Here is a 26,856-nt window from a genome sequence, read left to right on the forward strand (position 1 = left end):
TTGCCCGACCCGGACGGGCCGATGATGGCAACGATTTCGCCACGATCCACGGTGAGAGAAATATCCTTGAGCACCTCAAGATCGCCATAGGATTTCTGGGCGTGACGGATGTCGACGAATTTATGAGCTTCGGTCATGTCAGGTCCTTAACGCTTAGCGGGAGAGGGAGGTTTTACGTTCGATGCGGCGCATCACCGCTTCCATGCCGAGATTGACGATGTAGTAGAACACGGCGGCGACGGCGTAGAATTCAAACGGACGATAGGTGCGACCAATGGCAAGTTGCGACGACAGCGTCAGCTCGGACACGCCGATCACGGAGACCAGTGCGGAGTCTTTGAGCAGTGCGATCATGTTGTTGCCAATCGGCGGGATCACATCGCGCACCGCTTGGGGGATCACCACCTTGCGCAGGGCTTGTGACCGCGAACAGCCAAGGGTGCGTGCGGCCTCCATTTGACCTTTGTCCACGGCCAAGATCGCGGTTTGAATCAGCTCCGAATTATAGACCGCAAAGTGCAGGCCGAGCCCGATCACCCCGGCGACAAAAGCAGGCAAATCAATGCCCAATTGCACAAGGCCGAAATAGATCAAGAACAACTGCAACAACAACGGCGTGCCCATAAAGAGCCATGCGAAAAACCGGACTGGAAGCCGGAGGAACCATGGCGCGTACAGCGCGATCACGGCAAAGAGGATACCGCCGAAAAAGCTCAGGAGGGCGGCGCAAACGGTGATGGCGATGGTCCACAACACACCGATCAAAATCGTGTCGAGGTAGGCGGGGACAACGGTGAAATCAAGACCCATGGCGCGCGCCTTTCATGCTGGATTTCAGGACAGGACAATGGCTCATGGCAGGCGCACCTTTCGGTCGAGGTAAGAGATGCCTTTGCCGGTCACGGTGATGATGAGGATGTAGAGCACGCCCGCCAAAAAGAACATTTCGAACGGCTTATAGGTTGAGCCGATATAGCGCTGGGCGGTGTAAGTCAGTTCGACCACAGAGATCGCGGCAACAAGGGCGGTGCCTTTGATCTGGGCGTTGATGTTGACCCCCAAGGGCCGGATCATCAGGCGCATGGCTTGTGGCAATGTCACCTTTCGAAACGCCTGAGTGCGCGACAGACCCAATGTGCGCGCCGCCTCGGTTTGACCTCCGTCCACGGACACAATCGCCCCGCGCATGGTTTCGGCCATATAGGCCCCGATATTGAGGCCAAGCCCAATCACCCCCGCCTCGAACGCGTCGAGTTGGATGCCGATTTGCGGACCGCCGAAGTACAACAGGAACAGTTGGATCAGTGCAGGCGTGCCGCGAAAGACGCTGACGTAGACCGCGCCGATGATGCGCAACAGGCGAAAGCGCGACATCCGCGCCGCCGCTGCCAGCGCGCCACAGATCAGACCAAGCAGGACCGTGAGCACGGACAGCTCAATGGTCACCACCGCAGCTTCGAGAAAATAGGGATAAACCTTGAGGATAAGCTCTATGTCCATAGCGACAGAGGTCTCTTTGGGTCAGGGAAAGAAGGGGCACAAACGAGAGGTCAAAGGGGACGCGCAGATCACGCGCCCCCTATCGAGACCCTGTGCGGCTTAGCGGATGTCTTCGCCGATCCACTCTTCGGCAATGGCAACGTAGGTGCCATCGGCCATCATCTCGTCAAGGGCGGCTTGCATTGCGGCCTTCAATTCGGGGTTGCCTTTGCGAATGGCGATGCCGGCACCAAAGGGTTCGGTGTCCGGGTCGTCAAAGCTCGTGTAGGCGTAGCCGTTTTCTTTGAGCGCCAAAATCGCGGCGATGGAGTCGTTGACGATCGCATCAACGCGGCCGTTTTCAAGCTCCATGATCAGCTCCGGCAGACCTTTGTAGGTGCGCACAGTGTAGCCTTTTTCCTTGGCCCATTCCTCGTGGGTCTCGCCCAAAGTCACGCCAACTTTTTTGCCGTCCAGATCGGCGAGGGTTTCGATGCCGCTGCCGGGTTTGGAGAAAATAGCGCGGCCCGTGGTGTAATAGGGGCCAACAAAATCAACCACTTCGGCGCGCTCATCGGTGATGGTCATTGAGCCGACGATGGCGTCATATTTATTGGCCAAAAGCCCACCGATGATGCCGTCCCATGCCGTGGTGACGATTTCGGTCTCAAGACCCATGCGTTTGGCGATCTCGGTCCCGATGGCCGGATCAAAGCCCACAACTTCATTTTTGTCATTCACAAAGTTGAACGGAGGATAAGCGCCGGACATGGCGATCCGCATCACGCCTTTTTCTTTGAGGGTCTCAAGCTCGTCTGCGGCCACAGGGGCGGCAAGGGTCAGCCCGGTCAGTGCGAAAGCCGAAACGGCGACAGCGGTTTTCAAGAAAGTTCTACGTTTGGTCATCGTCTTCTCCAGTTGGATCCGAACCGCCTTTGAGGGTGGACCTCTCGGCGGGGATGGTTTGAATGGTGGTTCTGGCCACCTTGGTGAAAAGGCTTGCATGTGTGAATACATTGCGCAAATAAATAATAAGAATGCTCAACATAGATGTAATTTATGGCTAAACCTTACGAACAGCGCTTTCCTTGGCATCTCGACTGGAACCTGTTGCGCACTTTCATGGTGGTGGTCGAACAACGCGGCATTTCGCGCGCGGCTGATTTTTTGGGCCTGAAGCAACCGACAATCTCCTCCGCTCTCAAGCGTCTCGAAGACACGGCCGGGCATCAGTTGATCGTTAGAAAATCGAATGAATTCAAAGTGACGCGAGCCGGGCAGTTGCTTTATGCCGAATGTTCGTCGATCTTTGGTGCGGTGTCGCAATTGCCGTCTTTGTTGGAAACGGGCACCGAAGACTTGCGTGGCCATATTTCCATTGTCACCACATCCCATGTGATTTCGGATCACTTTGATGAGGTGTTGCACCGCTTTGTCACGCGTCATCCAAAGGTCAGCTTTTCTTTCACAGTCGCGGAAAGCGACGAAATTGTCAGCCGTGTCAGTCAAAATCGCGCCAGCCTTGGGATTTGTTTGCTGCATAAAATTCCGGCAGGTTTGAAAGCGGACGTGTTGTACCGTGAATATTTTGGTCTGTTTTGCGGCCCCAAACATCGGCTGTTTGGGCGTGATATGATTCCCCTGTCCGAACTCGAAGGCGAGAGGTCGGTGTCATTTCAAACGGAAACCGATGGCGGGCCTTTGGAACCCGTGGCAAAGCTGCGGATGCGGGCCAAAATCGCGACGGGGTGGAGCGGGGTGTCTTCGAACTTGCATGAACTCAGGCGCATGATCGTTGCCAATATCGGCATTGGTGCGCTGCCATTACATGTGGCCAAGCGCGATGTCGATCTGGGGCGGTTGCGTCAATTGCCGCCCTATGACACCTTGCCTTTGGTCAGCATCTATCTTTTGACTAACCCGCGCCGCAAGTTGTCCGAAGCCGAGGCCGGGTTTTTGACTATGTGCGACGAGATGCTTTCATCCGTTGATTTGGAATTGCGCACCTATCGATAAAGTGCATCGGGATAAACGTGCTCAAGGCGTTTGTCCCGAAACGCCCACACCCTAAATCAAGTTTCGCGTGTTTCGGATTTAAGTCGTATCTCAACTTAAATCCGAAACACCTTAAAGGCTAAACGACCTTCATTTTGTTAGGATCAATTTTTGCGCGCGCGTGATCCGCAGGGTGTAGATTTGGCCATCAAGGATGATTTGCCGGGTTGAGCCGTCTGAAATCAAACTGCGGGCATCAATTGGGGGAAGCTGGGTCTCCGCAGCTTCCATCTTCGTTACATGTAGGGTCATTGGCTTGCCTTTTGTCATGTCCGTATTCCAGGCCAAGGGCCTGTCGCCCCTCTGTGGGAAGCGGATGGTGTGTCAGTAATTGAAACACCAAGACTGGCTGGGCTTTGCGCCATGGCGTGCCATTGGATGTCGCGGTTCAAGGCGCCGGACGGCGCGATCTCTAGGAAGATAAATTAACCTTAGTCTTTTTGTCAACTTATGGATGCAAAATTTTAGACTCCAACATATGTGCAGAAAAGACACGCGACATACCTTTGGTCTTCAGGGAGACTACACCAATATGGCCGAAAATCAGGGAATCTGTACGAACCGGGAAAGTTAGATTTGACAAAACTGTCAATTCGGCTAAATGAGAGGCTTAGCTTTTCGATATGTCAGGGATATTCATGAAAGTTCCAACGCTCTTGGGTCTGATCTGGCTCATCCTAACCCCGACGCACATTTTGGCCGAAGTGCCTTTGGCGGTCGAAATTATTTCCGCCAAAAGCGCAACAGTCGTTCACGAGATCAAGGTTGTTGGCTCTGTCGAGGCGAAAGACAGCTTTCCGGCCGCCTTTCGCAGAGGCGGTCAGATCGACTATCTGGATGCCGAGGTCGGGCGCCAATTGAGAGCCGGCGAGGTGATTGCACGCATTGATGCGACCAATATTTCCGCTGCACTTGATGCGGCCCGGGCCAATTTGAATGCTGCCGAAGCCGCATGGGTTCAGGCCGAACAAGCCCGCGCCCGAATGGATACGCTTTTGGCGCGCGGCGTGGGCACGCAGGCGCAATATGATGAGGCGCAGCAGGCCTTTCTGGCGGCGCAGGCCAGTCGAGATCAGGCCCGCGCCATGTTGGAAACCGCCGAACAAGCGCTTGACGATACAGAGATTCGTGCCGAAGAGGACGTGACCGTGATCGAAAAATATGTCGATCTGGGCGAGATCGTTTCCGCCGGGGCTCCTGTTGCCACCCTCGCGTTGAAGGGCAAAAAACAAGCGGTGTTTTTGGCCCCGGATGCGGCAGGGCTGTCGAAAATTCTCAACCATGAGGTCGAGCTTGATCCCAGTGGTGCGGATGCGCCGTTCACATCGACGATCACCGAAGTCTTGCCGGTTTTGACCTCCACCGGAACAGTTGAAATTCATGCGGATATTCCCGAAGAGATGTCGACGCAGATCCCGATCGGCACGTCGATCTCAGGCCGCTCCACGATCGAAATCGACCAACGCATTGTTCTGCCATGGAGCGCGTTGACGTCGGATTCCAAAGGCCCGGCCGTCTGGGTGGTCGATCCTGCGACCTCCACCGTGTCACTCAAATCTGTGCGCGTGGGCTCTTATAACGATAAGACCGTTGAACTCACGGAAGGCCTTGTCGAGGGTGATCTTGTGGTCGGGGCCGGATCACAAATGCTGTTCGACGGCCGCCCGGTGGTCGCAGGGGAGACGATGCAATGATCAAACCGATGCGGCTCTTGGCTGTGATGCTTGTTTTTTCGGGTCTGGGACAAATGGGGCTGGCTCAGTCCGATATGGGTGAAACTCCGGCGCTGCGCCCGGTGATTTCCGAATTCGTGTCAACCGACCCGGTGGTCAAACGTCAATACTCCGGGGTGATCCGGGGCCAGGATGTGACCGCTTTGGCGTTCCAAACCAGCGGCCGTTTGGCGACGCTCAATGTGGCCGCCGGGGATCGCGTGACCAAAGGGCAGGTGCTTGCAACCCTTGATCAAATCACATTGGCGCAAGATGTCGCCGTGGCCGAAGCCGCTGTGTCGGGGGTCCAAGCGCAGGCCGAATTTGCGCAGACCCAATATGAACGTGTTTCGGCGCTGGTGGCGCGCAATGTGGCCACCACCGCCCAACTCGAAGCGGCGCGCGCCAATCGCGATGCCACGGCGGCCAAACTCGAAAGCGTGCGTGCCGATCTGGCCCAAACCACGGAGGCGGCCCGCTATGGTAGCCTTGTCGCGCCACGGGATGGGATTGTCCTGTCCACCTCAGTCGATCCCGGCACGCTTGTTAGCCCCGGCGTGAGTGTGATGGAGATTGCCGATCCTTTGGGGCGCGAGGCGATCATTGATGTGCCCGCCTCTGTCGCCGCGATCATGCCGGAAGGCGCGGGATTCGTGGTGCGTCACCGTTCGGGTGGTGTTGCCCCGGTGATGGCGCGGCTGAGTGTGATTGAACCCGTTGCCGACACAAGTCTGGAGACCCGTAGATTGCGGCTTATGCTGATTGCGCCGCCTGAGGATTACCGTATCGGCACCTTGATCACGGCGGCCTATAATCGTGGTGCGGCCCCTGCGATGACCCTGCCCATCAGCGCCATTGCGGGCACGCAAGACAGCCCTGGCGTTTGGCGCGTCACGCCGGATCGTATGGTGACATTTGTGCCGGTGACGCTGGGCGCCATTGTGGGAGACCGGGTGGTGATTTCCGCAGGGCTTTCTGAGAATGATGAAATCGTCGTGCGCGGAGTACACGCACTTGAAGACGGACAAAAAGTTGGGGAGCGGCTCGAATGAAGGGGTTCAACCTATCGGATTGGGCACTGGGGCACCGCTCCTTTATCTGGTTCATGATGATCATTGCTGTGGTCGCCGGATCGCTCAGCTACATGAGGCTTGGGCGCGAAGAGGACCCGTCGTTCACCATCCGCACCATGGTGGTGACTGCGAGTTTGCCGGGGGCCACCGCCGAGGAAACCGTGACGCAGGTGACCGATCGCATTGAACGCAAACTGCAAGAACTCGCGACCCTCGATGGTACGCGCTCGGTGACCTATCCGGGGATCGCATTGGTCTATGTTGATTTGCGCGACAATGTTCCCGCCTCCGAAGTGCGCCCGTCCTGGACGCGTGTACGGCAAATGATGTCGGATATCCGAAGCCAGTTCCCTCAGGAGTTTCAAGGCTTTGCCTATGATGATGACTTTGGGGATGTGTTTGGGACGGTCTATGCCTTTACCTCGGATGGCTATGCGCCCGAGGAGGTCAAAGATTATGTCGAAGACGTCCGCGATGTGGTTCAAAGTCTTGATGATGCTGGCAAAGTCGAAGTGTTTGGCACTCGTGATCAGGTCATCCATATCGAATTTTCTGCCCGTCGTTTGGCCGCTTTCGGCCTCGATGGGCAAACCGTTTTGGGCTCTCTTGCGGCGCAAAACCAGATCGTTCCATCGGGGATGATCAGCACCGACGATGAAAACATTTTGCTGCGGGTTACCGGGCAATTCGACAGTGTAGACGCCCTCGCCAATGCGCCGCTGCGCTCGGGCGATATTTTTTTCACGCTGGCCGATGTGGCCAATGTGACCTCGGGCTACGATGATCCGCCGTCCGAATTGTTTCGTTACAATGGCGCGCCCGCAATCGGTCTGAAAATCGGGATGCGCGAAGGCGGCAATGTGCTCGATTTTGGTGCGGCTTTGGATGAGACCATGGCAGAACTCACCACGACATTGCCAGTGGGTATCAATGTCCACCATGTCGCCGACCAGCCGAAAGTGGTTGAGGAGTCGGTGGGCCATTTCGTGAAGGCGCTGATCGAGGCGGTGGTGATCGTGCTTGCCGTGAGCTTCGTGTCTCTCGGTGTGCGCGCGGGGTTTGTCGTCAGCCTGACGATCCCCTTGGTGTTGGCCCTGACCTTTGTGTTCATGGAGGTTTTGGGCATCACGCTTCAGCGGATTTCGCTGGGCGCTTTGATCATCGCGCTGGGCCTTTTGGTGGATGACGCCATGATCGCGATTGAAACGATGATCTCGCGTCTCGAACTGGGTGAAAGCCGTCACAAGGCGGCTGCCTATGCCTGGACATCGATCGCTTGGCCGATGTTGACGGGCACGTTAATCACCACCGCTGGTTTTATCCCCATCGGTCTCAACAGCAGTAATGCCGGTGAATACACCATCACCTTGTTCTATGTGATTGCCATTTCGTTGGTACTGAGCTGGATTGTCGCCGTGTTGTTTGCGCCAGTGTTGGGGGCAACTTTTTTGCCGAAACAGTGGAAACATGTACACGGCGAACCGGGATGGTTGCGGCGTCGGTTCCATCATTTGCTGCGGCTTGCGATGCGGTTCCGCCTTTTGACGGTGGTCATTACATTTGCGGCTTTCGCACTGGCTGTGGTCGGTATGAGCAAGGTCGAACAACAGTTTTTCCCAAGTTCGGATCGCCCGGAGGTTTTGGTCGATGTGACGCTGCGCCAAAACGCCAGTATTTATGCAACCGATACGGAGATTGCGCAGTTTGAAACATGGCTGAGCGCTCAGGACGAGGTTACATTTTGGACGACCTATATCGGCAACGGTGCGCCTAGGGTTGTGTTGACCTTGGAGGCGCTGACGCCGGGGCCGAACATTGGTCAGCTCTTGATCCTGACGACCGACCTTGAGGCGCGTGATCGCCTTTTGGCGAAAGTACGGGCCTATTCCGAGGCCCGGCTTGGCGTCGAATTCTATCCCAAAACCTTTGAGCTTGGGCCGCCAGTTGGCAAGCCCGTGCAATACCGGATTTCCGGTCCTGATTACGCTGAATTGCGTGACCACGCGCGTGAACTGGCTGCGGTTTTGTCGAAAGAGGAGCGGTTGAGCGCGATTTCACTCGATTGGAATGAGCCCTCTCGGGTGGTCCGTGTCGATCTGGATCAGGCGCGGTTGCGGCAGCTTGGGTTGACCCAATCGGATGTGGCGGGGGTGATGTCGAGCCTGTTTGAAGGCTCCACCGTGACCCAAATCCGCGATGCGCGCACATTGATTGATGTCGAAATTCGCGGCGCCGAGGAAGATCGCAAAACCTTGACTGCTCTGGAAAATCTGCAATTTGCCAATGCGCAAGGCGTGTCCATTCCACTGTCCTCGATTGCGACATTGGATTGGGTGACCGAACAGCCGCTGATCCGACAAGAGGACCGCGCGCCCGTGATCACCGTGAAGGCGGCGATTGCCTCTGATGATTTGCCCGCAACCTTGGTCAATGCGCTCAAACCGGCGATTGCCAGCTTTGAACAAACCCTGCCACGCGGCTATACGGTCGAGGTTGGCGGTACGGTTGAAAGCAGCGCCGAAAGTCAGGGTCCAATTGCCGCCGTCATGCCGATTATGGTGTTAATCATGCTGACGCTGACGATGATTCAGGTCCAAAGTTTCCGACTGATGTTCGTCGTTATCGCGGTCGCGCCATTGGGGCTGATCGGTGTTGTTGCGGCACTTTTGAGCGCCAGTGCGCCAATGGGATTTGTCGCCCTGCTCGGGGTGCTTGCTCTCGTTGGCATTTTGATCCGAAATTCCATCATCCTGATCCAGGCCATCGAAGATTTGCGCCGCGAAGGCAAATCGCGTTGGCACGCCGTGTTTGAGGCCTCTGACAGCCGGGCGCGTCCGATCCTGTTGACCGCAGCGGCGGCCTCTTTGGCCTTGATCCCGATTTCGCGTCAGGTGTTTTGGGGCCCGATGGCTTTCGCGATGATGGGCGGCATTATCGCCGGGACATTGATCACATTGCTCTTCGCGCCGGCGCTCTATTGTCTTGTGTTCCGGGTCAAACCGGAGGCGAAGGAGGCGACGTGACCGAAGAGATCCGTCAAACAGAACCCGTCGATTACCGTACCCGGATCGGACAGGAGCGCCGTCAGCGCACCTATGATCGTCTGGTCGAAGCGGGCACCATGGTCTTTGCCGACCGTGGGGTGAATGGCACGGTGATTGATCATGTCGTGCGCCGCGCGGGTGTGTCGCGCGGCACGTTTTACAACTATTTCGACACGATTGATGATGTCTTGGTTGCGGCCAAACGGGCCCTCGCGCGCGAAATCGTCTCGCTGATCTTCGAGGCGATTGATGAGGATTTGCCCCCGGCGGAACGGCTGGCCTATGGCGTCAAAGCCTTTGTCGAACTGGCCCGCGCGCATCCGCTTTTCCTCGAATTTACCGCGCGGATTGGTCGGCATGCCTATGGGTTTGGTCAGGTCTTGGATGAGGTCGCGCCCTGTTTCGTGCGCGACTCAATCATGGCGGGTGACTTTTGCCCGATGCCGGAAGAGATGGTGACCGACCTCTTGGAGGTCGGCACGCTCGCGCTTTTGCGCCGGATCGTGGCGGGTGAAGACGTCGATGTTCCGGCCTTTGTCGCCGCGATTTTGCGCATGTTGGGGGTCGCGCAGGAAGAGGCCACGCGCATTGCGGCGCTTCCGGTGGTTTGTCCCGTGGTGCCGAGTGAGGCGCTTTTGGCGCAAAGCAACGCCGCGTGGATCAAATCACACTGAGCTTTGATCCACCACCAATGCCTGCGCCAAAAGCGTGGCCGCCCGGACTCCGTCGATCAGAACCACGCCTGAGCGTTTCGTCAATGTGCCGTGATGCGCGGACATGCCCGCGCATCCCAAAATCACCGTCTGCGCCCCGCGCGCGCCCATGGCTTTGATCTCGGTTGTAAGGTGATCCAAGACGGCAGGGCGGCCCTCTTCGACGTCTAAAACCGCAATGCCACTGGCCGAAACCGCGAGGCAGGCGGCCTCAAACCCATGACGGCGGATATTGCCCTCAATCACCGGGACAGAGACGCCAAGGGTCGTCACCACGCCGTAGCTTTGGCCTTTGAGCAGGGCAAAATGATAGGCCGCTTCGCCGATCCCGATCACCGGACAATGCGCCGCCGCGCGCAGGGCCTCCAATCCCGTGTCATCGAAACAGGCGATGACGATGGCTTCAACACCCTCGTCGCGCGCTTTCGGCAACACTGCCATTAGGCCAGGGATCGCCGCCGCACCATCTTCAGGACCTTGAATGGCGGGCGGGCCGTCGGCATTGGTCCAGCCTAAAATCTCCGCCTCAGGCAAAAGCGCGCGCGCGGTCGCCACAACACTCTGCGTCATATGGGCGGAGGAGTTTGGATTGAGAAACAGGATTTTCACCTCAGACCCCTTTGCCCGCATCGGACCCAAGCCGCGCGCGGCGTTTGCCCAAAACCCACACGGTCAAAAGAAACGCGCCGATGATCAAAAGCGAAAACAGCGTGGTCATGGTGCCAAGCGCGTAGATCACCGGCGTGGTCACATTGGTGGTCATGCCGAAGATTTCCAGCGGCAGCGTGTTGTACGATCCTGCCGTCAACAAGGTGCGGGCGAATTCGTCATAGGACAGGGTAAACCCAAACAGGCCTACGCCAATGAGCGAGGGCGCAATGATCGGCAAAACCACATAGCGCACCGTTTGCCACGGCGAGGCGCCTTGGTCGCGCGCCGCCTCCTCAAAGGATTTGTCAAAGCGGTTGAACACGGCAAACATGATCAGCAAACCAAAGGGCAGCGTCCATGTCAGCTGTGAGCCGAAACCCGAGGTGGCCCAATGGATTTTAAACCCAAGCTGGCTAAAGATCAGACCGACGCCAAGCGAGATCAGGATCGACGGGATCACCAGCGAGGCGATGATCAGGTAAAACAAGATGCCCGAACCATAGAACCGTTTGCGAAAGGCAAAGCCGCCCATGACCGACACCACGACGGTCGTCACCATGACCATCAGCCCAAGCGCGAGAGAGCGTCGGAAAGCGCCCCAAATATCGCCCACCGCCTGTTGTTCAAACAGGTCGCGGAACCAATGCAGTGACACGCCGCGCATTGGAAAGGTCAATCCCCCGGTCGGCCCCTGAAACGACAGGATGCCAATGGTCAGGGTCGGACCGTAGAGGAACAGGATGAACAGGGCAAAGACCGCGCTGAGGACGTAGAAGGAACCGGGACGTTTTTCCATGATCAAAGCTCCTTGCGAATATCGACAAAGCGCAACAGGATGCCGATCACGATCAACACGGTGATCAACAGGATCACGGCGGTGGCGGCGGCGGAGGGGTATTGCAACAGGGCGATGTCATTGGAAATCAGCCGTCCGACATTGGCCTTTTGCGACCCTGACATGAAGCGCACGGTGATGAAATCGCCCATCACGAGCGTGAGCACAAAGATCGTGCCAATCATGATTCCCGGCTTGGTCAGCGGTACAATCACATGCCGCAGCGTTTGAAATCCGCTCGCACCATTGTCCCGCGCCGCCTCGATCAAGCTGTGGTCAATCCGTGTCATCGTGTTGAAAATCGGCACGACCATGAACAGGGTGTAGAGATGGACAAAGGCCAGGATCACCGAGAAATCCGAATATAAAAGCCACTCCAGCGGCTGATCAATCACACCCCAGGATTGCAGTGCAGAATTGGCAATGCCGTTGCGGCCAAGGAACGGAATCCAAGAGATCATGCGGATGATATTCGAGGTCCAGAACGGGATCGTGCAGAGCAAAAACAGCGCGATCTGCATGGTCTGGCTGCGGATGTGAAAGGCCAGATAATAGGCGACGGTAAAGCCGATCAAAAGTGTGAGCGCCCATGTGATCGCCGCATATTTCAATGTGGCGTAAAACACTTTGTAGGTGACCGATGAGCCAAACAGGAATTCGTAATTTTCTAAAGAGAAGTCGGGGATGATCGAAAACTCGGTGGCGCGCCAAAAGCTGACCACCACGATGGTGAGGATCGGCAAGATCAGGAATCCAATAAGGACAAGCGTCAGGGGAGAGGCCTGTAGCCATCCTTGGATGTGACGGTTTTTCAACATCTGTCCTCACTTAACACCGGGCCCGGCCCGCGCGTTTCTTTTGTCTGAAAATATCCCGGGGGAGGAAGGTGCGGCCCCGTGGGGCAGCACCGGAGGGGGCAGCGCCCCCCTCATGTTAGGAGGCGATGAATTCGTTCCATTTGCGGACCATGTACTGGTTCTCATCCATGACCGCGTTCCAACAGGCCACTGAGCCCATCCGATCGTAGAAAGATCCGCCATCGCGCGTCTCGCCCGCTTTCGCCAACACGTCGCCAAACGGCGAGGTGATGTCGCCCGTGGCCGGTTTGCCTTCAAACCAATAGCCCCATTCATTTTCGGACATATAGTCTTTCGAGGTTTCCGGCACGGCGGAGTAATAGCCTTGACGCATCAGGAACCCGCCGACCCAGCCATCAAGATACCAGTTGATGTATTCGTACGCCGCATCCAATTCCATGCCCGTCAGGGATTTCGAAAGCCCGATGCCGCCGCCCCAGGAGCGATAGCCCTCTTTCAGCGGCTGGTAGACACAGTCGATGCCGCGCGATTTCACTGCGGTGATCGCCGGCGACCACATGGATTGGATCACAACTTCGCCCGACGCCATCAGGTTCACCGACTCGTCAAAGGTCTTCCAAAATGCGCGGAACTGACCGGCTTTTTTGGCTTCGGTGAAGATCGCAAAGGTCTTGTCGATCTCGTCCTTGGTCATGTTGCCTTTGTCGGCATATTTGATTTCACCCATCGCTTCACAGACCATTGCCATGTCCATGATGCCGATCGAGGAGATGTCGAGAATCGAGGCTTTGCCTTTGAATTCCGGGTTCAAAAGCTCGGCCCATGTGTCGATCGGACGACCGATCAGGTCGGGGCGGATGCCCAGTGTATCGGCATTATAGATTGTTGGAATGAGGGTCATCCAGCCGGTTTCTTCGGTGGCGAAAGCGGTTGCACCGGGACCTTCGACAAAGCCCACGGTGGAGGGCGCGGTGCCTTGGGCGATCACGCTTTCGGGGGTCAGTTTGCCGGATTTGAAAATGCCGACGATCTTGTCGTAATTCTTGATTTTGGAGGTGTCCATGGCCTGAAGATTGCCCGTCGGCCAGACCTTTTTACAAATCCAATATTCAATATCAGCGATGTCAAAGCTGTCCGGTTGGGTCGCGGCGCGTTGGGTCACGGAATCGGAATCCAATGCGGTCATCTCAAGCGTGAAGCCCAGGTCCTCTTTCACTTTTTGCCCAACTTCATTGAGGTTGGACACGCCGGTGCCGAATTGGCGCAGGGTGATATCTTTGATTTCCTGTGCCCAGACCATGGGCGCGGGGAGGGCTGAGGCGGCGGCCGCGGCAGCCCCACTCTTAAGCACCGCGCGGCGCGAATAACGCATTTTAGACATGACAATCTTCCCTTGTTGCAGAGGTTTTGGAGGAGAGGTTAGGCTTGGAGGCGGTGGACCCGCCCCTCGTCCCAGGCAAGCCGCACGGCATCGCCCGGATTTTTCGGCGTTTGAAAAAATTGCTCTTCGGGCACGAGGGCCAGGACCTCTTCGCCCGCGTCGGTCATCGAGGTCATCGCCACATGCGCGCCCTGATATTCGACCGAGGTCACAGTGGCGAGCAGTCCGGCCTCGCCCAATGTCACCTCATCGGCGCGCAGGGCCACCTTGGCGCCATTCAGCGAAATCACATTATGCCCGCCCATGAACCGTGCCACGAATTCTGTGCGCGGCGTGTTCCACACGCTGCGCGCGGGGCCGGCCTGTTCGATCACCGCATTGTTCATCACCACGATCTCATCGGCCAGCGCCAGCGCTTCGTCCTGCCCATGGGTGACGTGCAAAAAGGTGATGCCCAATTCGCGCTGAATGCGTTTCAATTCGGCTCGCACTTTGATGCGCAAAAACGGATCAAGGGCGGAGAGCGGTTCGTCGAGCAACAACACCCGCGGCTTGGTCACCAAAGCCCGCGCCAACGCGACACGTTGCTGTTGTCCGCCCGAAAGCTGCGCCGGAAGGCGATCGGCAAAGGCGGTCATGTGCACCAGATCCAACATTTCATTGGCGGCCTTATGGCGCTCTGGCTTGTCGATGCCCTTCATCCGCAAAGAGAAGGCCACGTTGTCACGGACGTTCAAATGCGGGAACAGCGCGTAGTTTTGAAACATCATTGCGGTGCCGCGTTTGGCCGGGGGGAGATGAGAAATATCGAACCCGTCCAACAGGATAGACCCGTCAGAGACGCTTTCATGCCCCGCGATCATTCGCAGCGTCGTGGATTTACCGCACCCAGATGGCCCCAAAAGACAGACATAGCTGCCATTCTCAAAGACATAATTGATGCGATCAACGGCGACAGTGGTGCCATAGCGCTTTGTCAGAGTGACGAGTTCAAGATCTTTGCCAGAGCGCATGTGCTATCCATCCTTTGAGGTCCGAATGGTGTTTACGCTTGTCCGGTTTTTTGCAGGGCAGAAGATTTTTTCGCAGTTACAGTGGGGGCGCACATCAAATGCCTATGGATTGGGCGCTCTGTACATAAAGGTGCATTAATTATGCGCCAAATTCGTATACAATTTTGTGGACGATATAATTCAATCAACGGGCTTGAGAATCAGGGCGCACGGCGAAAAGCTCCAAACACAAAGACACGAAGGATATTGGTGATGCAGGTTATGGTGGAGCACAGCGGCGGCGGTAGCGGCAAAGTTGCGGACAGTCTGGCGACAGCCATTCATGAACACCGTCTGTCGCCGGGGATGAAGCTGAACGAAGACGAGGTGGGCGAGATTTATGGCGTGAGCCGCACCGTGGTGCGGGCCGCCTTGCAACAGCTTGCCCATGAGCGCCTTGTCGAACTCAAGCGCAATCGCGGTGCCTTTGTCGCTCAGCCTTCAGTGCGCGAGGCGCGCGAGGTGTTTGAGGCCCGCGCGCTTTTGGAACCGCGCACCGCACGTTCCGCCGCAGAACGGGCCAAAGCGACCGATATAAAGGTCCTGCAAAAGCATATAGACGCCGAACATGCCGCATTGCATGCGGGCGACACCGGACGCGCGTTGCATCTTTCGGGGATGTTTCACATCGAAATGGCCCGGATCGCAGATCAAACCACCATTGCGGACTTCATCGCCCAGCTTGTGTCGCGCTCCTCGCTGATCATCGCGCTGTATTGGCAACGCCGCACGGCGCTTTGCGAAAGCCACGCCCATGATGCGTTGATCAAGGCGCTCGGACGCAATGATCCTGACGCGGCCGAGGAATTGATGAAACACCATCTGGTCGATCTGTTGACCTCACTCGATCTGCGCGATCAGCCCTCTGTCGCGAAATCGTTGAAAGATGCGTTGAAATGAACCTGCGACCCGCGACCCCAAGAGATCTGGTACAGGTTTTGCAATGGGCCGCCGCAGAAGGGTGGAACCCCGGACTGGACGACGCATCGGCGTTTTGGGGCGCGGATGGGGACGGGTTTTATGTGGCCGAGGTCGAGGATCAAATCGTCGCGGCGATTTCTGTGGTCAATCATAATGCGGATTTTGCCTTTCTGGGCCTCTATCTGTGCCAACCTGCATTCAGGGGGCGCGGGATTGGTTATGCGCTTTGGACCGAGGCGTTGAAACACGCCGGATCGCGCACGGTTGGACTTGATGGGGTGGCCACGCAAGAGGCCAATTATGCCAAATCCGGCTTTGTCAAAACCGGGTCCACGGCGCGGTTTGAGGGGGAATTGCCTGCTGTGACCTGGGTCGGTCTGCGGCCTGCAGCGCAGGATGATCTTGCCGCGATTGCCACTCTGGATCGGCTGGCCAATGGCTATATGCGCCCGCGTTTCCTGTCTGGATGGCTTCTGGGAACCGAGACACGGCAGAGCTTTGTTTGCGAGACCGACGGTCAGATCGCCGGCTTTGCCACGGCGCGTCTGTGCGGCCACGGATGCAAGATCGGACCGGTGATTGCCCCGGATCAGGCAACGGCTTTGGCATTGATGAGCCGTGCGGCGCAGGCCTTGGGGGCCTCATATGCCATCGTCGATGTTCCTGATCTGCAACAGGACTTTCGGAAGGCACTCATCGCCCAAGGCTTTGAGGTGACGTTTGAGACCGCGCGCATGTATCGCGGCACACCACCCAGTCCCCTTGCGGCACAGACGCTGTATGGTATCGCGACGATGGAACTTGGTTGAAAGTCGGTTTGCAATTGTCTCCCCGCACCTGCCTCGCTACCCTGTGTCGGGCTGAGGGGCTGGAAGAAGGGGGTGACATGTTTGATCTGGTGATCTTTGATTGCGACGGCGTGTTGATTGACAGCGAAGTCATTTCCGCGCGGATGTTGATCTCAGAACTCGAGGGCTATGGCGTGAGCATCGACACCGCCTATGTCGCCCGGCATTTCCTTGGCCGCAGCTATCCCGTGGTGCTGGATCAAATCCAAAAGGAATTTGGCATTGCCTTGCCCTATGGGTTTGAGGCCGAGTACCGTGCCCGGTTGATGGCGGCGTTTGAGGCGGATTTGAAAATCATGCCGGGGGTGCGCGAGGTGATCGAACGGCTGCGCGTGCCCTATGCATTGGCGACCAGTTCAAGCCCGCCGCGGCTGGCACAATCTCTGTCAATGGTGGGGTTGACCGATCTGTTTGAGGGTCGCACTACGACGTCCAAAGAAGTGTCGCGCGGCAAACCCGCTCCGGATATGTTCCTTTTGACGGCTCAGAAAAACGGGGCCGCACCCGAGCGCTGTTTGGTGATCGAGGATTCTTTGGCGGGGGTTCAGGCCGGGCTTGCTGCGGGAATGACCGTGTGGCGGTTTGTCGGCGGAAGTCACCTGATGGGACTGGATCTCGAAGCGTCCGCACCTTCGCAGGCCCATCGTATATTTGCATCCTATGGCGACTTTTTTCATTCTGCCGAAAATCTTATGAAGGACATGTCCGACCATGATGCAGGCTAAACCTAAGGGTAACGTCGACGATACAGACATCTCGCCGCGCGATTTGGCGGCGCGTGCGGCGTGGTTGTCCTTTGTCGGTGGGCTGACCCAAGATCAGATCGCGCAGGAGCTTGGCATTTCGCGGCAAAGGGCGCAGCGGCTTGTGGCGCGGGCTTCCTCGGAGGGGTTGATCCGGGTGCGGATTGAACATCCGATTGCTGAATGCCTCGAATTGGAGAGGGCCTTGAAGGCGCGGTTTGGTCTGACCTCAGCTTGGGTGTCGCCGGGGCTTGGGGCGGGCGTTGATCCGCTTCAGGGCCTCGCCCCTTTCGTTGCCCCGGTGCTGGAGCGGCTGTTTTCCTCTGATGAGCCGAAAGTCTTTGCTTTGGGCACGGGGCGGACGCTCAAAACTGTGGTCGATCAATTGCGCGCGGTCGATGGCTCGCGCCACAAACTTGTGTCTTTGATTGGCAATGTTGCGCCCGACAGTTCGGCTTCGTTTTATGAGGTGATCATGCGGTTTGCCGAAAAGATTCAGGCCCGCCATTACCCAATGTCGGTGCCCGTTGCGGCGCGCGATGATGTTGAACTGAACCTGTATCGCTCTCTGCCACATGTCGCGGCCTCGCGCGAATTGGCGAAATCTGCCGATCTTGCGATCGTCGGGATTGGTCAAATGGGGGATGACGCGCCGCTTTATGTGGATGGGTTTCTGACCGCCGATGAACTGACCGCTTTGCGCGCTTCTGGAGGTGTCGGCGAGATCTGCGGTCACATTTTTGACGCCGAGGGCCGATACCTTGATCACCCCGTCAATGACCGGATGGTGGGGGTGCGTGTGCCCGAAGGAGACATGCCAGTTTATTGCATTGGTGCGGGCGCGAGTAAGCTTGCGGCGCTCAGTGCTGCGCTGCGAGGCGGATTGATCGACGGATTGTTCACCGATGAGTGGACAGCTAAGGCTCTCATATCTCAATAAGAAACACCTTCCAAAGGGCTTTTGTTTAATCGCTCTTGACAGAATCCATGTTTATGAGTGAGCATTGGTCCATGAAATGAGCAAATGCTCAGATCGTAAGGGAGGATACCATGAATACGACATTCCGCACCCTCATGGGGGCGTGTGCTCTTGCTGCATTGTCAGCGGGCGCTTTTGCCGAGACCATCACCGTCGCCACCGTGAACAACGGCGACATGATCCGCATGCAGGGTCTGATGGATGATTTTTACGCCAAACACCCGGATATTGAGGTTGAATGGGTGACCCTTGAGGAAAACGTGCTGCGTCAGCGCGTGACCCAAGATGTTGCCACCAAAGGCGGCCAATTCGACGTGATGACCATCGGCACCTATGAGGTTCCGATCTGGGGCGAACGTGGCTGGCTCGTGTCGCTCAATGATCTGCCGGACAGCTACGACATTGACGACATTTTGCCTGCGATCCGCGATGGTCTGACTGTAGACGACGAACTTTATGCGGCACCGTTCTACGGCGAAAGCTCGATGGTGATGTATCGTACCGACCTGATGGAAAAAGCCGGTCTGACCATGCCCGAAGCCCCGACTTGGGATTTCATCAAAGAGGCTGCGGCCGCGATGACTGACAAAGAGGGTGAAGTTTACGGCATCTGTCTGCGTGGCAAGGCGGGCTGGGGCGAAAACATGGCCTTCCTGACCGCCATGTCCAACTCGTTTGGCGCCAAGTGGTTTGACATGGATTGGAAACCGCAATTCGACTCGGAAGAGTGGAAAACCACGCTCAACTTCTACCTCGATCTGATGAACAACTACGGCCCTCCGGGCGCATCCGGCAACGGGTTTAACGAGAACCTCTCGTTGTTCCAAACCGGCAAATGCGGCATGTGGATCGACGCCACGGTTGCGGCCTCTTTCGTAACCAACCCGAACGACTCCTCGGTTGCGGACAGCGTTGGTTTCGCACTTGCTCCCGACAATGGGCTTGGTAAACGCGGCAACTGGCTTTGGGCGTGGAACCTCGGTATCCCGGCCGGCACCCAAAAAGTCGATGCGGCGAAAGCCTTTGTCGAATGGGCCACCTCGAAAGAGTACACCGCTTTGGTTGCGTCGAAAGAAGGCTGGGCCAACGTTCCTCCGGGCACGCGTCAGTCGCTTTACATGAACGAAGAGTATCAAAAAGTGCCCTTTGCGAAAATGACGCTGGAAAGCATCCTTTCTGCCGATCCGCAGCATCCGACCGTGGATGAGGTGCCTTATGTCGGAGTCCAATTTGTCGCCATCCCCGAATTCCAGGGCCTCGGCACTGCCGTGGGGCAACAGTTCTCCGCCGCATTGGCTGGACAAATGTCAGCGGAACAAGCGCTTGATAACGCTCAAAAACTCACAGAACGCGAAATGATGAAAGCCGGTTACATCAAGTAACCGCGCCCGCTTTACGCTTCTCCCAGTGACGGGCCGGTTCCTCAAATCCCGGCCCGTCCATATCCCTCACGCAGACACCGAGGCACCCCATGGCCACGAAACATTCTCGCGCCAGCGCCCGGATTATGATCTCCCCCGCAGTGATCTTGCTGCTCGGGTGGATGCTGATCCCGCTCTCCATGACGCTCTATTTCTCCTTCCTGCGCTACAACCTGTTGATGCCGGGCATGGAGGAATTCACCGGGCTGACCAATTATAAATACTTCCTCACGGACCCCGCGTTTTTTGCCGCGCTGACCAACACGATCCTTTTGGTGTGTGGCGTGCTTTTGGTCACGGTGATTGGCGGTGTGTTTTTGGCGCTGTTGCTCGATCAGCCGTTTTTCGGTCAGGGCATTGTGCGCATTCTGGTCATCGCGCCGTTTTTCGTGATGCCGACCGTCTCCGCACTGGTGTGGAAAAACATGTTCATGAACCCGGTGAACGGGCTGTTTGCGCATCTGTTCAAATTCTTCGGGCTTGAACCGTTTGATTTCCTCGCACAGGCGCCTTTGGCCTCAATCATCGGCATTGTGTCCTGGCAATGGTTGCCCTTCGCCACGCTCATCCTGTTGACCGCGTTTCAGTCGCTCGACCAAGAGCAATTGGAAGCCTCAGAAATGGATGGCGCGCCGTGGATTAAACGGTTTTGGTTCATCATGCTGCCGCATCTGTCGCGCGCGATCACCGTTGTGATCCTTATTCAAACCATCTTTTTGCTTTCGGTTTTCGCCGAAATCCTTGTGACCACCAACGGCGGTCCGGGCACTGCGTCGACCAACCTCACCTACCTCATTTATATGCAATCTCTGTTGCAATTCGATGTGGGCGGAGGCTCCGCCGGTGGCGTCGTTGCCATCATTCTCGCCAATATTGTTGCGATCTTCCTGATGCGGATGATCGGCAAAAACCTCGACGCGTAAGGAGGCGATCATGGCACGTTCTGTTTCGACCAACCGCAAACTCGTCACCACATTTTTCGCCTGGGTTGTCGGTCTCGCGATCTTCTTTCCGATCCTCTGGACCATCCTGACCTCGTTCAAAACCGAGGCGCAGGCCATCGCAGACCCGCCGATTTTCTTCAATTTCCACTGGACCTTGGAGAATTACGTCACGGTGCAAGAGCGCTCAAACTACTTCCGCCATTTCTGGAATTCGGTGGTCTTGTCCGGTGGCTCAACGCTGTTGGGGCTGATCATCGCCATCCCGGCTGCATGGTCCATGGCCTTTGTGCCATCGCGCCGGACCAAAGATATTTTGATGTGGATGCTCTCCACCAAAATGTTGCCGCCGGTGGGGGTTTTGGTGCCGATGTACCTGATCTTCCGCAACCTCGGCCTGTTGGACACGCAGATTGGTTTGGTCATCGTTTTGACCCTGATTAACCTGCCGATCATCGTCTGGATGCTCTACACCTACTTCAAAGAAATTCCCGGCGAGATTTTGGAAGCCGCACGGATGGACGGGGCCACGTTGCGCTCGGAAATCCTCTATGTGCTCACGCCCATGGCGATTCCCGGCATCGCCTCGACGGTGCTTTTGAACATCATTCTGGCCTGGAATGAGGCGTTTTGGACGCTCAATTTGACGGCTGCCAAAGCCGCGCCTCTGACCGCGTTCATCGCCAGCTATTCAAGCCCTGAAGGCCTTTTTTATGCCAAACTTTCGGCGGCCTCGACGATGGCAATTGCACCGATCCTGATCATGGGCTGGTTCAGCCAAAAACAACTTGTCCGCGGCCTCACCTTTGGTGCCGTGAAGTAAAATATCGACAGAAGGAGCGGACATATGGGACGCATTACACTTGATAAAGTCAGTAAGGCTTTTGGCGATGTCGAAGTCATCCCGCCATTGGATTTAACGATTGAAGACGGCGAGTTCGTGGTCTTTGTCGGGCCCTCTGGCTGTGGCAAATCCACGCTTTTGCGCCTGATCGCCGGGCTCGAAGATGTCTCTGGCGGCGAGATCCGCATCAACGGTCAGGACGCCACCCAAACCCCTCCGGCCAAACGCGGTCTAGCGATGGTGTTTCAAAGCTATGCGCTGTACCCGCATATGTCGGTGCGCAAAAACATCGCCTTTCCGATGCGCATGGCCGGGATGCCGAAAGACGAACAAGACCGCCGGATCGAAGCGGCGGCCAAGGCGCTCAACCTCACCGATTATCTCGACCGTCGTCCGGGGCAATTGTCCGGGGGGCAACGTCAACGGGTCGCCATTGGCCGCGCCATTGTGCGCGAACCGGATGCGTTTTTGTTTGACGAACCGCTGTCCAACTTGGACGCAGCACTTCGGGTCGGGATGCGGTTGGAAATTTCTGAACTGCACAAACGCCTGACCACAACCATGGTCTACGTCACCCATGACCAAGTTGAAGCCATGACCATGGCCGATAAAATTGTCGTGTTGCAAGCGGGGCGGATCGAACAGGTCGGCTCGCCGATGGAGCTGTACCGCAGCCCGCGCAACGTCTTTGTCGCGGGCTTTATCGGCTCGCCCAAGATGAACCTTTTGACGGGCCCCGAGGCAGACAAACACAGCGCCACCACCATCGGCATCCGACCGGAACATATCGCGATTTCATCGGATGCGGGGGCATGGAAAGGCACGGTTGGCGTGTCGGAACATTTGGGGTCGGATACGTTTTTCCACGTCACGGTTGAGGGGTTCCATGATCCGCTGACTGTGCGGGCTTCGGGCGAGGTGGCGCTCTATTATGGCGATACGATCTATCTGACGCCCGACCTCGCGCACCTGCATCGGTTTGACGCACAGGGGCTTCGCATCGCATGAACAGGCTTTCAGGAAAGACCGCGCTGATCACGGGTGCGGCGCGCGGCATCGGCTATGAATTCGCCAAGGCCTATCTGGCGGAGGGTGCGCGGGTCGCCATCGCTGACATCAACATCGCCCGCGCGCGTGAGGCCACCGCAGAGTTGGGGCAGGGGGCCGTGGCGGTTGAAATGGATGTGGCCTCGCAAGATAGCATTGACGCGGCGGTCGTGCAGGCGGCTGAGGCGTTGGGCGGGATCGATATCCTGATCAACAACGCCGCGTTGTTTTCGGCTGCACCTTTGGTCGAGATCACCCGCGACGATTTTCACCGCCTGTTTGACATCAATGTTGGCGGGACGTTGTTCACGATGCAGGCGGTCGCCAAACATATGATCGCGCGCGGTAAAGGCGGCAAGATCATCAACATGGCGTCGCAAGCCGGACGGCGCGGCGAGGCGCTTGTCGCCACCTATTGCGCCACCAAAGCGGCGGTGATTTCGCTGACCCAATCGGCGGGGCTGAACCTGATTTCCCATGGCATCAATGTCAACGCGATCGCCCCCGGCGTGGTCGATGGCGAGCATTGGGACGGGGTTGATGCGTTCTTTGCGAAATATGAGGGCAAGCCTTTGGGTCAAAAGAAAAAAGAGGTCGGTGATGCAGTGCCTTATGGCCGCATGGGCCGGGCCTCTGATTTGACCGGAATGGCGATTTTCCTCGCCACGCATGAGGCCGATTACATTGTCGCCCAGACGTATAACGTCGATGGCGGCCAGTGGATGAGCTGAGGTTCAGATGAAGACACTTTCAAACGCAACGCTCGCCTCTTTGCCAGATGCAATCACGGTTCCGACCTATGATCGCGCGCGCCTTTCGGCCGGTATCGTTCACATCGGTCTGGGCAATTTTCACCGCGCGCATCAATCGTGGTATCTGCATCGTTTGATGCAACAGGGATTGGCGCATTCTTGGGCCATCGTCGGCGCGGGCGTGCGGCCCTATGACGAAGACATGCGGCGTAAATTGGCGGCGCAGGATTACCTGACCACTCTGATCGAACTGGACCCGAACGGATCGTCGGCGGAGGTGGTTGGCGCGATGATCGACTATGTGCCAATTGAAGAGGGCAACGGGGCCTTAATCGAACGCATGGCGCAGCCAGACATTCGCATCGTCGCCCTGACGGTCACAGAGGGCGGGTATTTCATCGACCCGGCAACCAAAGGCTTTGACGCCAGCCATCCCGACATCGTCCATGACGCCGCCCAACCGCGGCAGCCGCGCACGGCCTTTGGGGCGATGGTCGCCGCTTTGAAACGGCGCCGGGATCGTGGGATTGGCCCTTTTACCGGGCAATCCTGTGACAATTTGCAGGGCAATGGTCATGTGCTGCGGCAAACGGTGGTCTCATTGGCGCGCCTGTCTGACCCGGAACTCGCGGACTGGATCAATACGCACTGCACCTTTCCGAATGCCATGGTTGATTGCATCGTGCCCGCGACCGGACCAAAGGAGATCGCACTGGCGCAGGGGTTTGGCGTCGATGATGCCGTGCCGGTCAGCCACGAAAACTTTCGCCAATGGGTGATCGAAGATGCGTTTTGCGCCGGACGCCCGGATTGGGACCGCGCGGGTGCGACGTTTTCCGAGGATGTTCACGCCTATGAGACGATGAAAATCCGCATTCTCAATGGCGGTCATCAGGTGATTTCTGACCCCGGAGAGTTGCTGTCTGTCGAGACGATTTCCGGCTGTATGGCCCATCCGCTGATCTCCGCGCTGTTTGAAAAAGTCGAGCGAGAGGAGATCATGCCGCATGTCCATGCGGTGCCGGAATTCACGCCAGAAGCCTATGTCGATCTGATCAAAGCGCGGTTTTCCAACCCGAAAATCATCGACACAACCCGGCGCGTGGCCTTTGACGGCTCCTCGCGGCATCCGGGCTTTATTGTGCCTTCGATCCGCGATGGTTTGGCCAAAGGCACCCCGGTCACTGGCCTTGCCCTCGTCTCCGCACTCTGGGCGCGCTATTGCCTTGGCACCCGCGAAGACGGGTCGGAGATTGCGCCGAACGATCCGTTTTGGGCCGATCTCACCGCGATGGCAGCCAAGGCAAAATCTGACCCGACGGCTTGGCTGTCGATGCGCCATATTTATGGCGATCTGAGCCAAGAGCCTCGGTTCGCAGACGCTTTCACCCACTGGCTGACACTGATTTATAGCGAGGGTACAGAGGCCGCTTTGGCCGCTTATCTCGCAGACTGACCGCGCAACACGCGGACCAGATTTGCCAATGTAAACAACAGGGCCGCCACGCAAACGATGGTTGGCCCTGTTGGCGTATCAAAGGCAAAAGCGCCCTCTATTCCGCCAAAAATGGCGATACCGCCGATCACCATGGCAATCACCGCCATGCGTTCGGGCGTGCGTGCGAAAGGGCGGGCGGCGGCGGCGGGGATCAACAACATGGCGGCGATCAACAGGGTGCCAACGACCTTGATCGCGACCGCAACCACAAGGGCGAGTGCCAGTGACAGGATCAATTGTTCGCGTTTGGGCGAGACGCCAGAGGCCATCGCCAAATCCGGGTTCAGCGTTGCGGTTAAAAGTGCCGACCAGCGCCAATACAAAAGCCCACTGACCAAAGCGGCCCCGACCCAGATCACCGCCAAATCGCTTCGCCCCACGGCCAAAATATCGCCGAACAGATAGGCCATCAAATCGACCCGCACACCATGGACAAAGGACACGGCAACAAGGCCAAAGGCCAGGGAACTATGCGCCATCACGCCCAAGAGCGTGTCCATGGCAAAGCCGCGGCCATTCAGGCTTGAGACCGCCAGGGCCATGATCAAAGCCACAACCAAAACACCGGCGAAAATCGACACGTTGAACGCCAGCGCCAAGGCAACGCCGAGAATTGCGGCGTGGGCGGTGGCGTCGCCAAAATAGGCCATCCGCCGCCAGACCACGAAACAGCCCAAAGGGGCCGCCGCGATCACAAGGCCGAGGCCCGCAAGGATGGCGCGCACCATAAAATCATCAAGCAGGCTCATGCGCTTTGCTCCTCATCTGTGTGTGCGCCGATCTGAGGGGCGTGATCATGATCATGATCGCAATGCTCATGACTGTGTTCGTGGCGATAGAGCGCCAGCGCGCCATGGGTTCCGTTGCCAAAGAGCGCGCGGTATTCTGGGGCGGAAGCCACATGTTCGGGGGTGCCGTGGCAACAGACGTGGCCATTGAGGCAAATCACCCGATCCGAGGCCGCCATGACGACATGTAACTCGTGGCTGACCATCAAGATGGCACAGCCCTTGTCGCGGCGCACCGCTTCGATCTGGGTGTAGAAATCTGCCGATCCGGGTTGATCCAGTCCCTGCGTGGCCTCATCCAAGATCAGTAGATCTGGATTTGAGAGAAGCGCGCGGGCCAGCAAGACACGTTGAAACTGTCCACCGGAAAGATCCGTCATTTGGTGATGACACAGATGCCCCGCACCTGCGTCGTGAAGCGCAGTATGGGCGTCATCATCGCTGACACGTTTGGGCAGCGACAAAAACCGCCGCACGGTGAGGGGCAAGGTGGGATCAATATGCAGCTTTTGCGGCACATAGCCGATTTTCAGCCCTTTTTGGCGCAAAACCATGCCGTCGGAGGGCTTTATCGCGCCAATGATGGTGCGCAAGAGCGTGGATTTACCCGACCCATTCGGCCCAACGATGGTGACAATCTCACCGGGTTCCAACGCCAGCGATACGTCTTCCAACACTGTCCGCCCGCCAAGGCGCACATTGACGTTCGCAAGGGTGATCAGGCTCATTTATCGGCCTTTTCACGACAGTTTGGACAGGTGCCTTCGGCCTCCAAAACGGCGCGCGCGATCGTAAAACCGGTGGTTTCTGCGATCTGGCTGAGCAGACTGTGGGACGGATCGGTTTCCGCCTCGGCTACGGCGTGACAGGTCGTGCAGATCAAAAAGGCAGGCGTGTGCAATTCGTTGGGGTGGGCGCAGGCGATAAAGGCATTCAGGCGCTCGATTTTATGTGCCAAGCCATGTTTGGTCAAAAAATCCAACGCCCTGTAGGCCACCGGAGGTTGCGCGCCAAAGCCCTCTTCGGAGAGCCGCGCCAACACGTCATAGGCGCCAAGCGCACGATGTTCTTCCAACAAGATGGAAAGCGCGCGTTTGCGCACAGGCGTCAGTTGCAATCCGGCATCGCGGCACATCCGGTCGGCCGCTGTGATGGCATCGCTGATGCAATGGTCGTGATCGTGTTTGGCAAATCCAACGGTGTTCGGGTCCATGGCGCGGTCTTTTCTAAGAATCTGGCTGTGAGGGCTTGATATGTTATA

At 57.2% G+C, this 26,856-nt stretch carries 27 protein-coding genes; 15 read left to right on the top strand and 12 right to left on the bottom strand.

Annotated elements, in window-relative coordinates; genetic code table 11:
• Window positions 1–153: 153 nt before the first annotated feature.
• The 3 genes from C8029_RS11650 to C8029_RS11660 all read right to left on the bottom strand — a co-directional run bounded on the left by C8029_RS11650 (window position 154) and on the right by C8029_RS11660 (window position 2,385).
• Window positions 154–810 (bottom strand): amino acid ABC transporter permease, encoded by a 657-nt coding sequence (locus C8029_RS11650; protein WP_152002940.1) that lies wholly within the window; start codon window positions 808–810, stop codon window positions 154–156.
• 42 nt (window positions 811–852) lie between these two features.
• Window positions 853–1,500, bottom strand: a complete 648-nt coding sequence (locus C8029_RS11655) for an amino acid ABC transporter permease (protein WP_009572298.1) — start codon at window positions 1,498–1,500, stop codon at window positions 853–855.
• Window positions 1,501–1,599: 99 nt separating this feature from the next.
• Window positions 1,600–2,385, bottom strand: coding sequence for a transporter substrate-binding domain-containing protein (locus C8029_RS11660; RefSeq protein ID WP_152002941.1), 786 nt, complete (start codon window positions 2,383–2,385; stop codon window positions 1,600–1,602).
• A gap of 153 nt (window positions 2,386–2,538) precedes the next feature.
• Here C8029_RS11660 and C8029_RS11665 point away from each other — a divergent pair, with 153 nt between their 5' ends.
• Window positions 2,539–3,495: a LysR family transcriptional regulator gene (locus C8029_RS11665; protein ID WP_152002942.1), complete on the top strand. Its 957-nt coding sequence runs from the start codon at window positions 2,539–2,541 to the stop codon at window positions 3,493–3,495.
• Window positions 3,496–3,624: 129 nt separating this feature from the next.
• Here the strand turns inward: C8029_RS11665 and hemP are convergent, their stop codons facing one another.
• Window positions 3,625–3,786, bottom strand: a complete 162-nt coding sequence (gene hemP, locus C8029_RS11670; protein ID WP_009572301.1) for a hemin uptake protein HemP — start codon at window positions 3,784–3,786, stop codon at window positions 3,625–3,627.
• 386 nt (window positions 3,787–4,172) lie between these two features.
• Here hemP and C8029_RS11675 point away from each other — a divergent pair, with 386 nt between their 5' ends.
• Genes C8029_RS11675 through C8029_RS11690 form a run of 4 tightly spaced genes read left to right on the top strand, consistent with a single transcriptional unit; the run spans window position 4,173 to window position 10,037 of the window.
• Entirely contained in the window at window positions 4,173–5,228 is a 1,056-nt protein-coding gene (locus C8029_RS11675) for an efflux RND transporter periplasmic adaptor subunit (protein WP_009572302.1), read from the top strand.
• Entirely contained in the window at window positions 5,225–6,298 is a 1,074-nt protein-coding gene (locus tag C8029_RS11680; RefSeq protein ID WP_009572303.1) for an efflux RND transporter periplasmic adaptor subunit, read from the top strand. The genes C8029_RS11675 and C8029_RS11680 overlap by 4 nt, the downstream gene beginning before the upstream one ends.
• Window positions 6,295–9,342, top strand: coding sequence for an efflux RND transporter permease subunit (locus tag C8029_RS11685; protein ID WP_152002943.1), 3,048 nt, complete (start codon window positions 6,295–6,297; stop codon window positions 9,340–9,342). The genes C8029_RS11680 and C8029_RS11685 overlap by 4 nt, the downstream gene beginning before the upstream one ends.
• The gene (locus C8029_RS11690; protein WP_009572305.1) at window positions 9,339–10,037 is read left to right on the top strand and encodes a TetR/AcrR family transcriptional regulator; all 699 of its coding nucleotides are present in this window, start codon (window positions 9,339–9,341) and stop codon (window positions 10,035–10,037) included. Before C8029_RS11685 ends, C8029_RS11690 begins: the two co-directional genes overlap by 4 nt.
• Here C8029_RS11690 and C8029_RS11695 read toward each other — a convergent pair.
• From C8029_RS11695 to C8029_RS11715, 5 genes are all read right to left on the bottom strand, one after another.
• Window positions 10,029–10,685, bottom strand: coding sequence for an aspartate/glutamate racemase family protein (locus tag C8029_RS11695; protein ID WP_009572306.1), 657 nt, complete (start codon window positions 10,683–10,685; stop codon window positions 10,029–10,031). The two genes, C8029_RS11690 and C8029_RS11695, sit on opposite strands and share 9 nt — an antisense overlap.
• Window position 10,686: 1 nt before the next feature.
• On the bottom strand, window positions 10,687–11,523 hold the full coding sequence (locus tag C8029_RS11700; RefSeq protein ID WP_009572307.1) for an ABC transporter permease: 837 nt from the start codon (window positions 11,521–11,523) through the stop codon (window positions 10,687–10,689).
• A 2-nt stretch (window positions 11,524–11,525) separates the two neighbouring features.
• Entirely contained in the window at window positions 11,526–12,380 is an 855-nt protein-coding gene (locus C8029_RS11705) for an ABC transporter permease (RefSeq protein WP_009572308.1), read from the bottom strand.
• A gap of 115 nt (window positions 12,381–12,495) precedes the next feature.
• Window positions 12,496–13,761 (bottom strand): ABC transporter substrate-binding protein, encoded by a 1,266-nt coding sequence (locus C8029_RS11710; protein ID WP_009572309.1) that lies wholly within the window; start codon window positions 13,759–13,761, stop codon window positions 12,496–12,498.
• 38 nt (window positions 13,762–13,799) lie between these two features.
• A complete protein-coding gene (locus C8029_RS11715) occupies window positions 13,800–14,774 on the bottom strand; it encodes an ABC transporter ATP-binding protein (protein ID WP_152002944.1) in 975 nt (324 codons plus the stop codon).
• 252 nt (window positions 14,775–15,026) lie between these two features.
• Between C8029_RS11715 and C8029_RS11720 the strand changes: the two genes are divergently transcribed.
• From C8029_RS11720 to C8029_RS11765, 10 genes are all read left to right on the top strand, one after another.
• Entirely contained in the window at window positions 15,027–15,713 is a 687-nt protein-coding gene (locus C8029_RS11720; RefSeq protein ID WP_009572311.1) for a GntR family transcriptional regulator, read from the top strand.
• A complete protein-coding gene (locus C8029_RS11725) occupies window positions 15,710–16,543 on the top strand; it encodes a GNAT family N-acetyltransferase (RefSeq protein WP_152002945.1) in 834 nt (277 codons plus the stop codon). Before C8029_RS11720 ends, C8029_RS11725 begins: the two co-directional genes overlap by 4 nt.
• A 77-nt stretch (window positions 16,544–16,620) precedes the next feature.
• Window positions 16,621–17,307: an HAD family hydrolase gene (locus tag C8029_RS11730; RefSeq protein ID WP_009572313.1), complete on the top strand. Its 687-nt coding sequence runs from the start codon at window positions 16,621–16,623 to the stop codon at window positions 17,305–17,307.
• On the top strand, window positions 17,294–18,265 hold the full coding sequence (locus C8029_RS11735) for a sugar-binding transcriptional regulator (protein ID WP_009572314.1): 972 nt from the start codon (window positions 17,294–17,296) through the stop codon (window positions 18,263–18,265). The genes C8029_RS11730 and C8029_RS11735 overlap by 14 nt, the downstream gene beginning before the upstream one ends.
• A 110-nt stretch (window positions 18,266–18,375) precedes the next feature.
• A complete protein-coding gene (locus C8029_RS11740; RefSeq protein WP_009572315.1) occupies window positions 18,376–19,686 on the top strand; it encodes an ABC transporter substrate-binding protein in 1,311 nt (436 codons plus the stop codon).
• 89 nt (window positions 19,687–19,775) lie between these two features.
• Entirely contained in the window at window positions 19,776–20,648 is an 873-nt protein-coding gene (locus C8029_RS11745) for a carbohydrate ABC transporter permease (protein ID WP_009572316.1), read from the top strand.
• A 10-nt stretch (window positions 20,649–20,658) separates the two neighbouring features.
• Window positions 20,659–21,489, top strand: a complete 831-nt coding sequence (locus tag C8029_RS11750) for a carbohydrate ABC transporter permease (protein ID WP_009572317.1) — start codon at window positions 20,659–20,661, stop codon at window positions 21,487–21,489.
• A gap of 24 nt (window positions 21,490–21,513) precedes the next feature.
• Complete coding sequence (locus tag C8029_RS11755) at window positions 21,514–22,518, top strand: ABC transporter ATP-binding protein (protein ID WP_009572318.1); 1,005 nt, start codon at window positions 21,514–21,516, stop codon at window positions 22,516–22,518.
• Entirely contained in the window at window positions 22,515–23,288 is a 774-nt protein-coding gene (locus C8029_RS11760) for an L-iditol 2-dehydrogenase (RefSeq protein ID WP_009572319.1), read from the top strand. Before C8029_RS11755 ends, C8029_RS11760 begins: the two co-directional genes overlap by 4 nt.
• A 7-nt stretch (window positions 23,289–23,295) precedes the next feature.
• Window positions 23,296–24,765, top strand: coding sequence for a mannitol dehydrogenase family protein (locus C8029_RS11765; RefSeq protein ID WP_009572320.1), 1,470 nt, complete (start codon window positions 23,296–23,298; stop codon window positions 24,763–24,765).
• On the opposite strand, the gene C8029_RS11770 is transcribed toward C8029_RS11765, so the two are convergent.
• From C8029_RS11770 to C8029_RS11780, 3 genes are read right to left on the bottom strand one after another with little or no spacing between them, the layout of a single operon-like run.
• Entirely contained in the window at window positions 24,750–25,556 is an 807-nt protein-coding gene (locus C8029_RS11770; RefSeq protein ID WP_009572321.1) for a metal ABC transporter permease, read from the bottom strand. The genes C8029_RS11765 and C8029_RS11770 overlap by 16 nt on opposite strands.
• Window positions 25,553–26,323, bottom strand: a complete 771-nt coding sequence (locus tag C8029_RS11775) for an ATP-binding cassette domain-containing protein (RefSeq protein ID WP_009572322.1) — start codon at window positions 26,321–26,323, stop codon at window positions 25,553–25,555. The genes C8029_RS11770 and C8029_RS11775 overlap by 4 nt, the downstream gene beginning before the upstream one ends.
• Window positions 26,320–26,808 (bottom strand): Fur family transcriptional regulator, encoded by a 489-nt coding sequence (locus tag C8029_RS11780; RefSeq protein WP_009572323.1) that lies wholly within the window; start codon window positions 26,806–26,808, stop codon window positions 26,320–26,322. Before C8029_RS11780 ends, C8029_RS11775 begins: the two co-directional genes overlap by 4 nt.
• Between the last annotated feature and the right edge of the window lie 48 nt (window positions 26,809–26,856).

It is taken from the genome of Roseobacter sp. TSBP12, from assembly GCF_009129705.1.
GTDB classification, from domain to species: domain Bacteria; phylum Pseudomonadota; class Alphaproteobacteria; order Rhodobacterales; family Rhodobacteraceae; genus Celeribacter; species Celeribacter baekdonensis_A.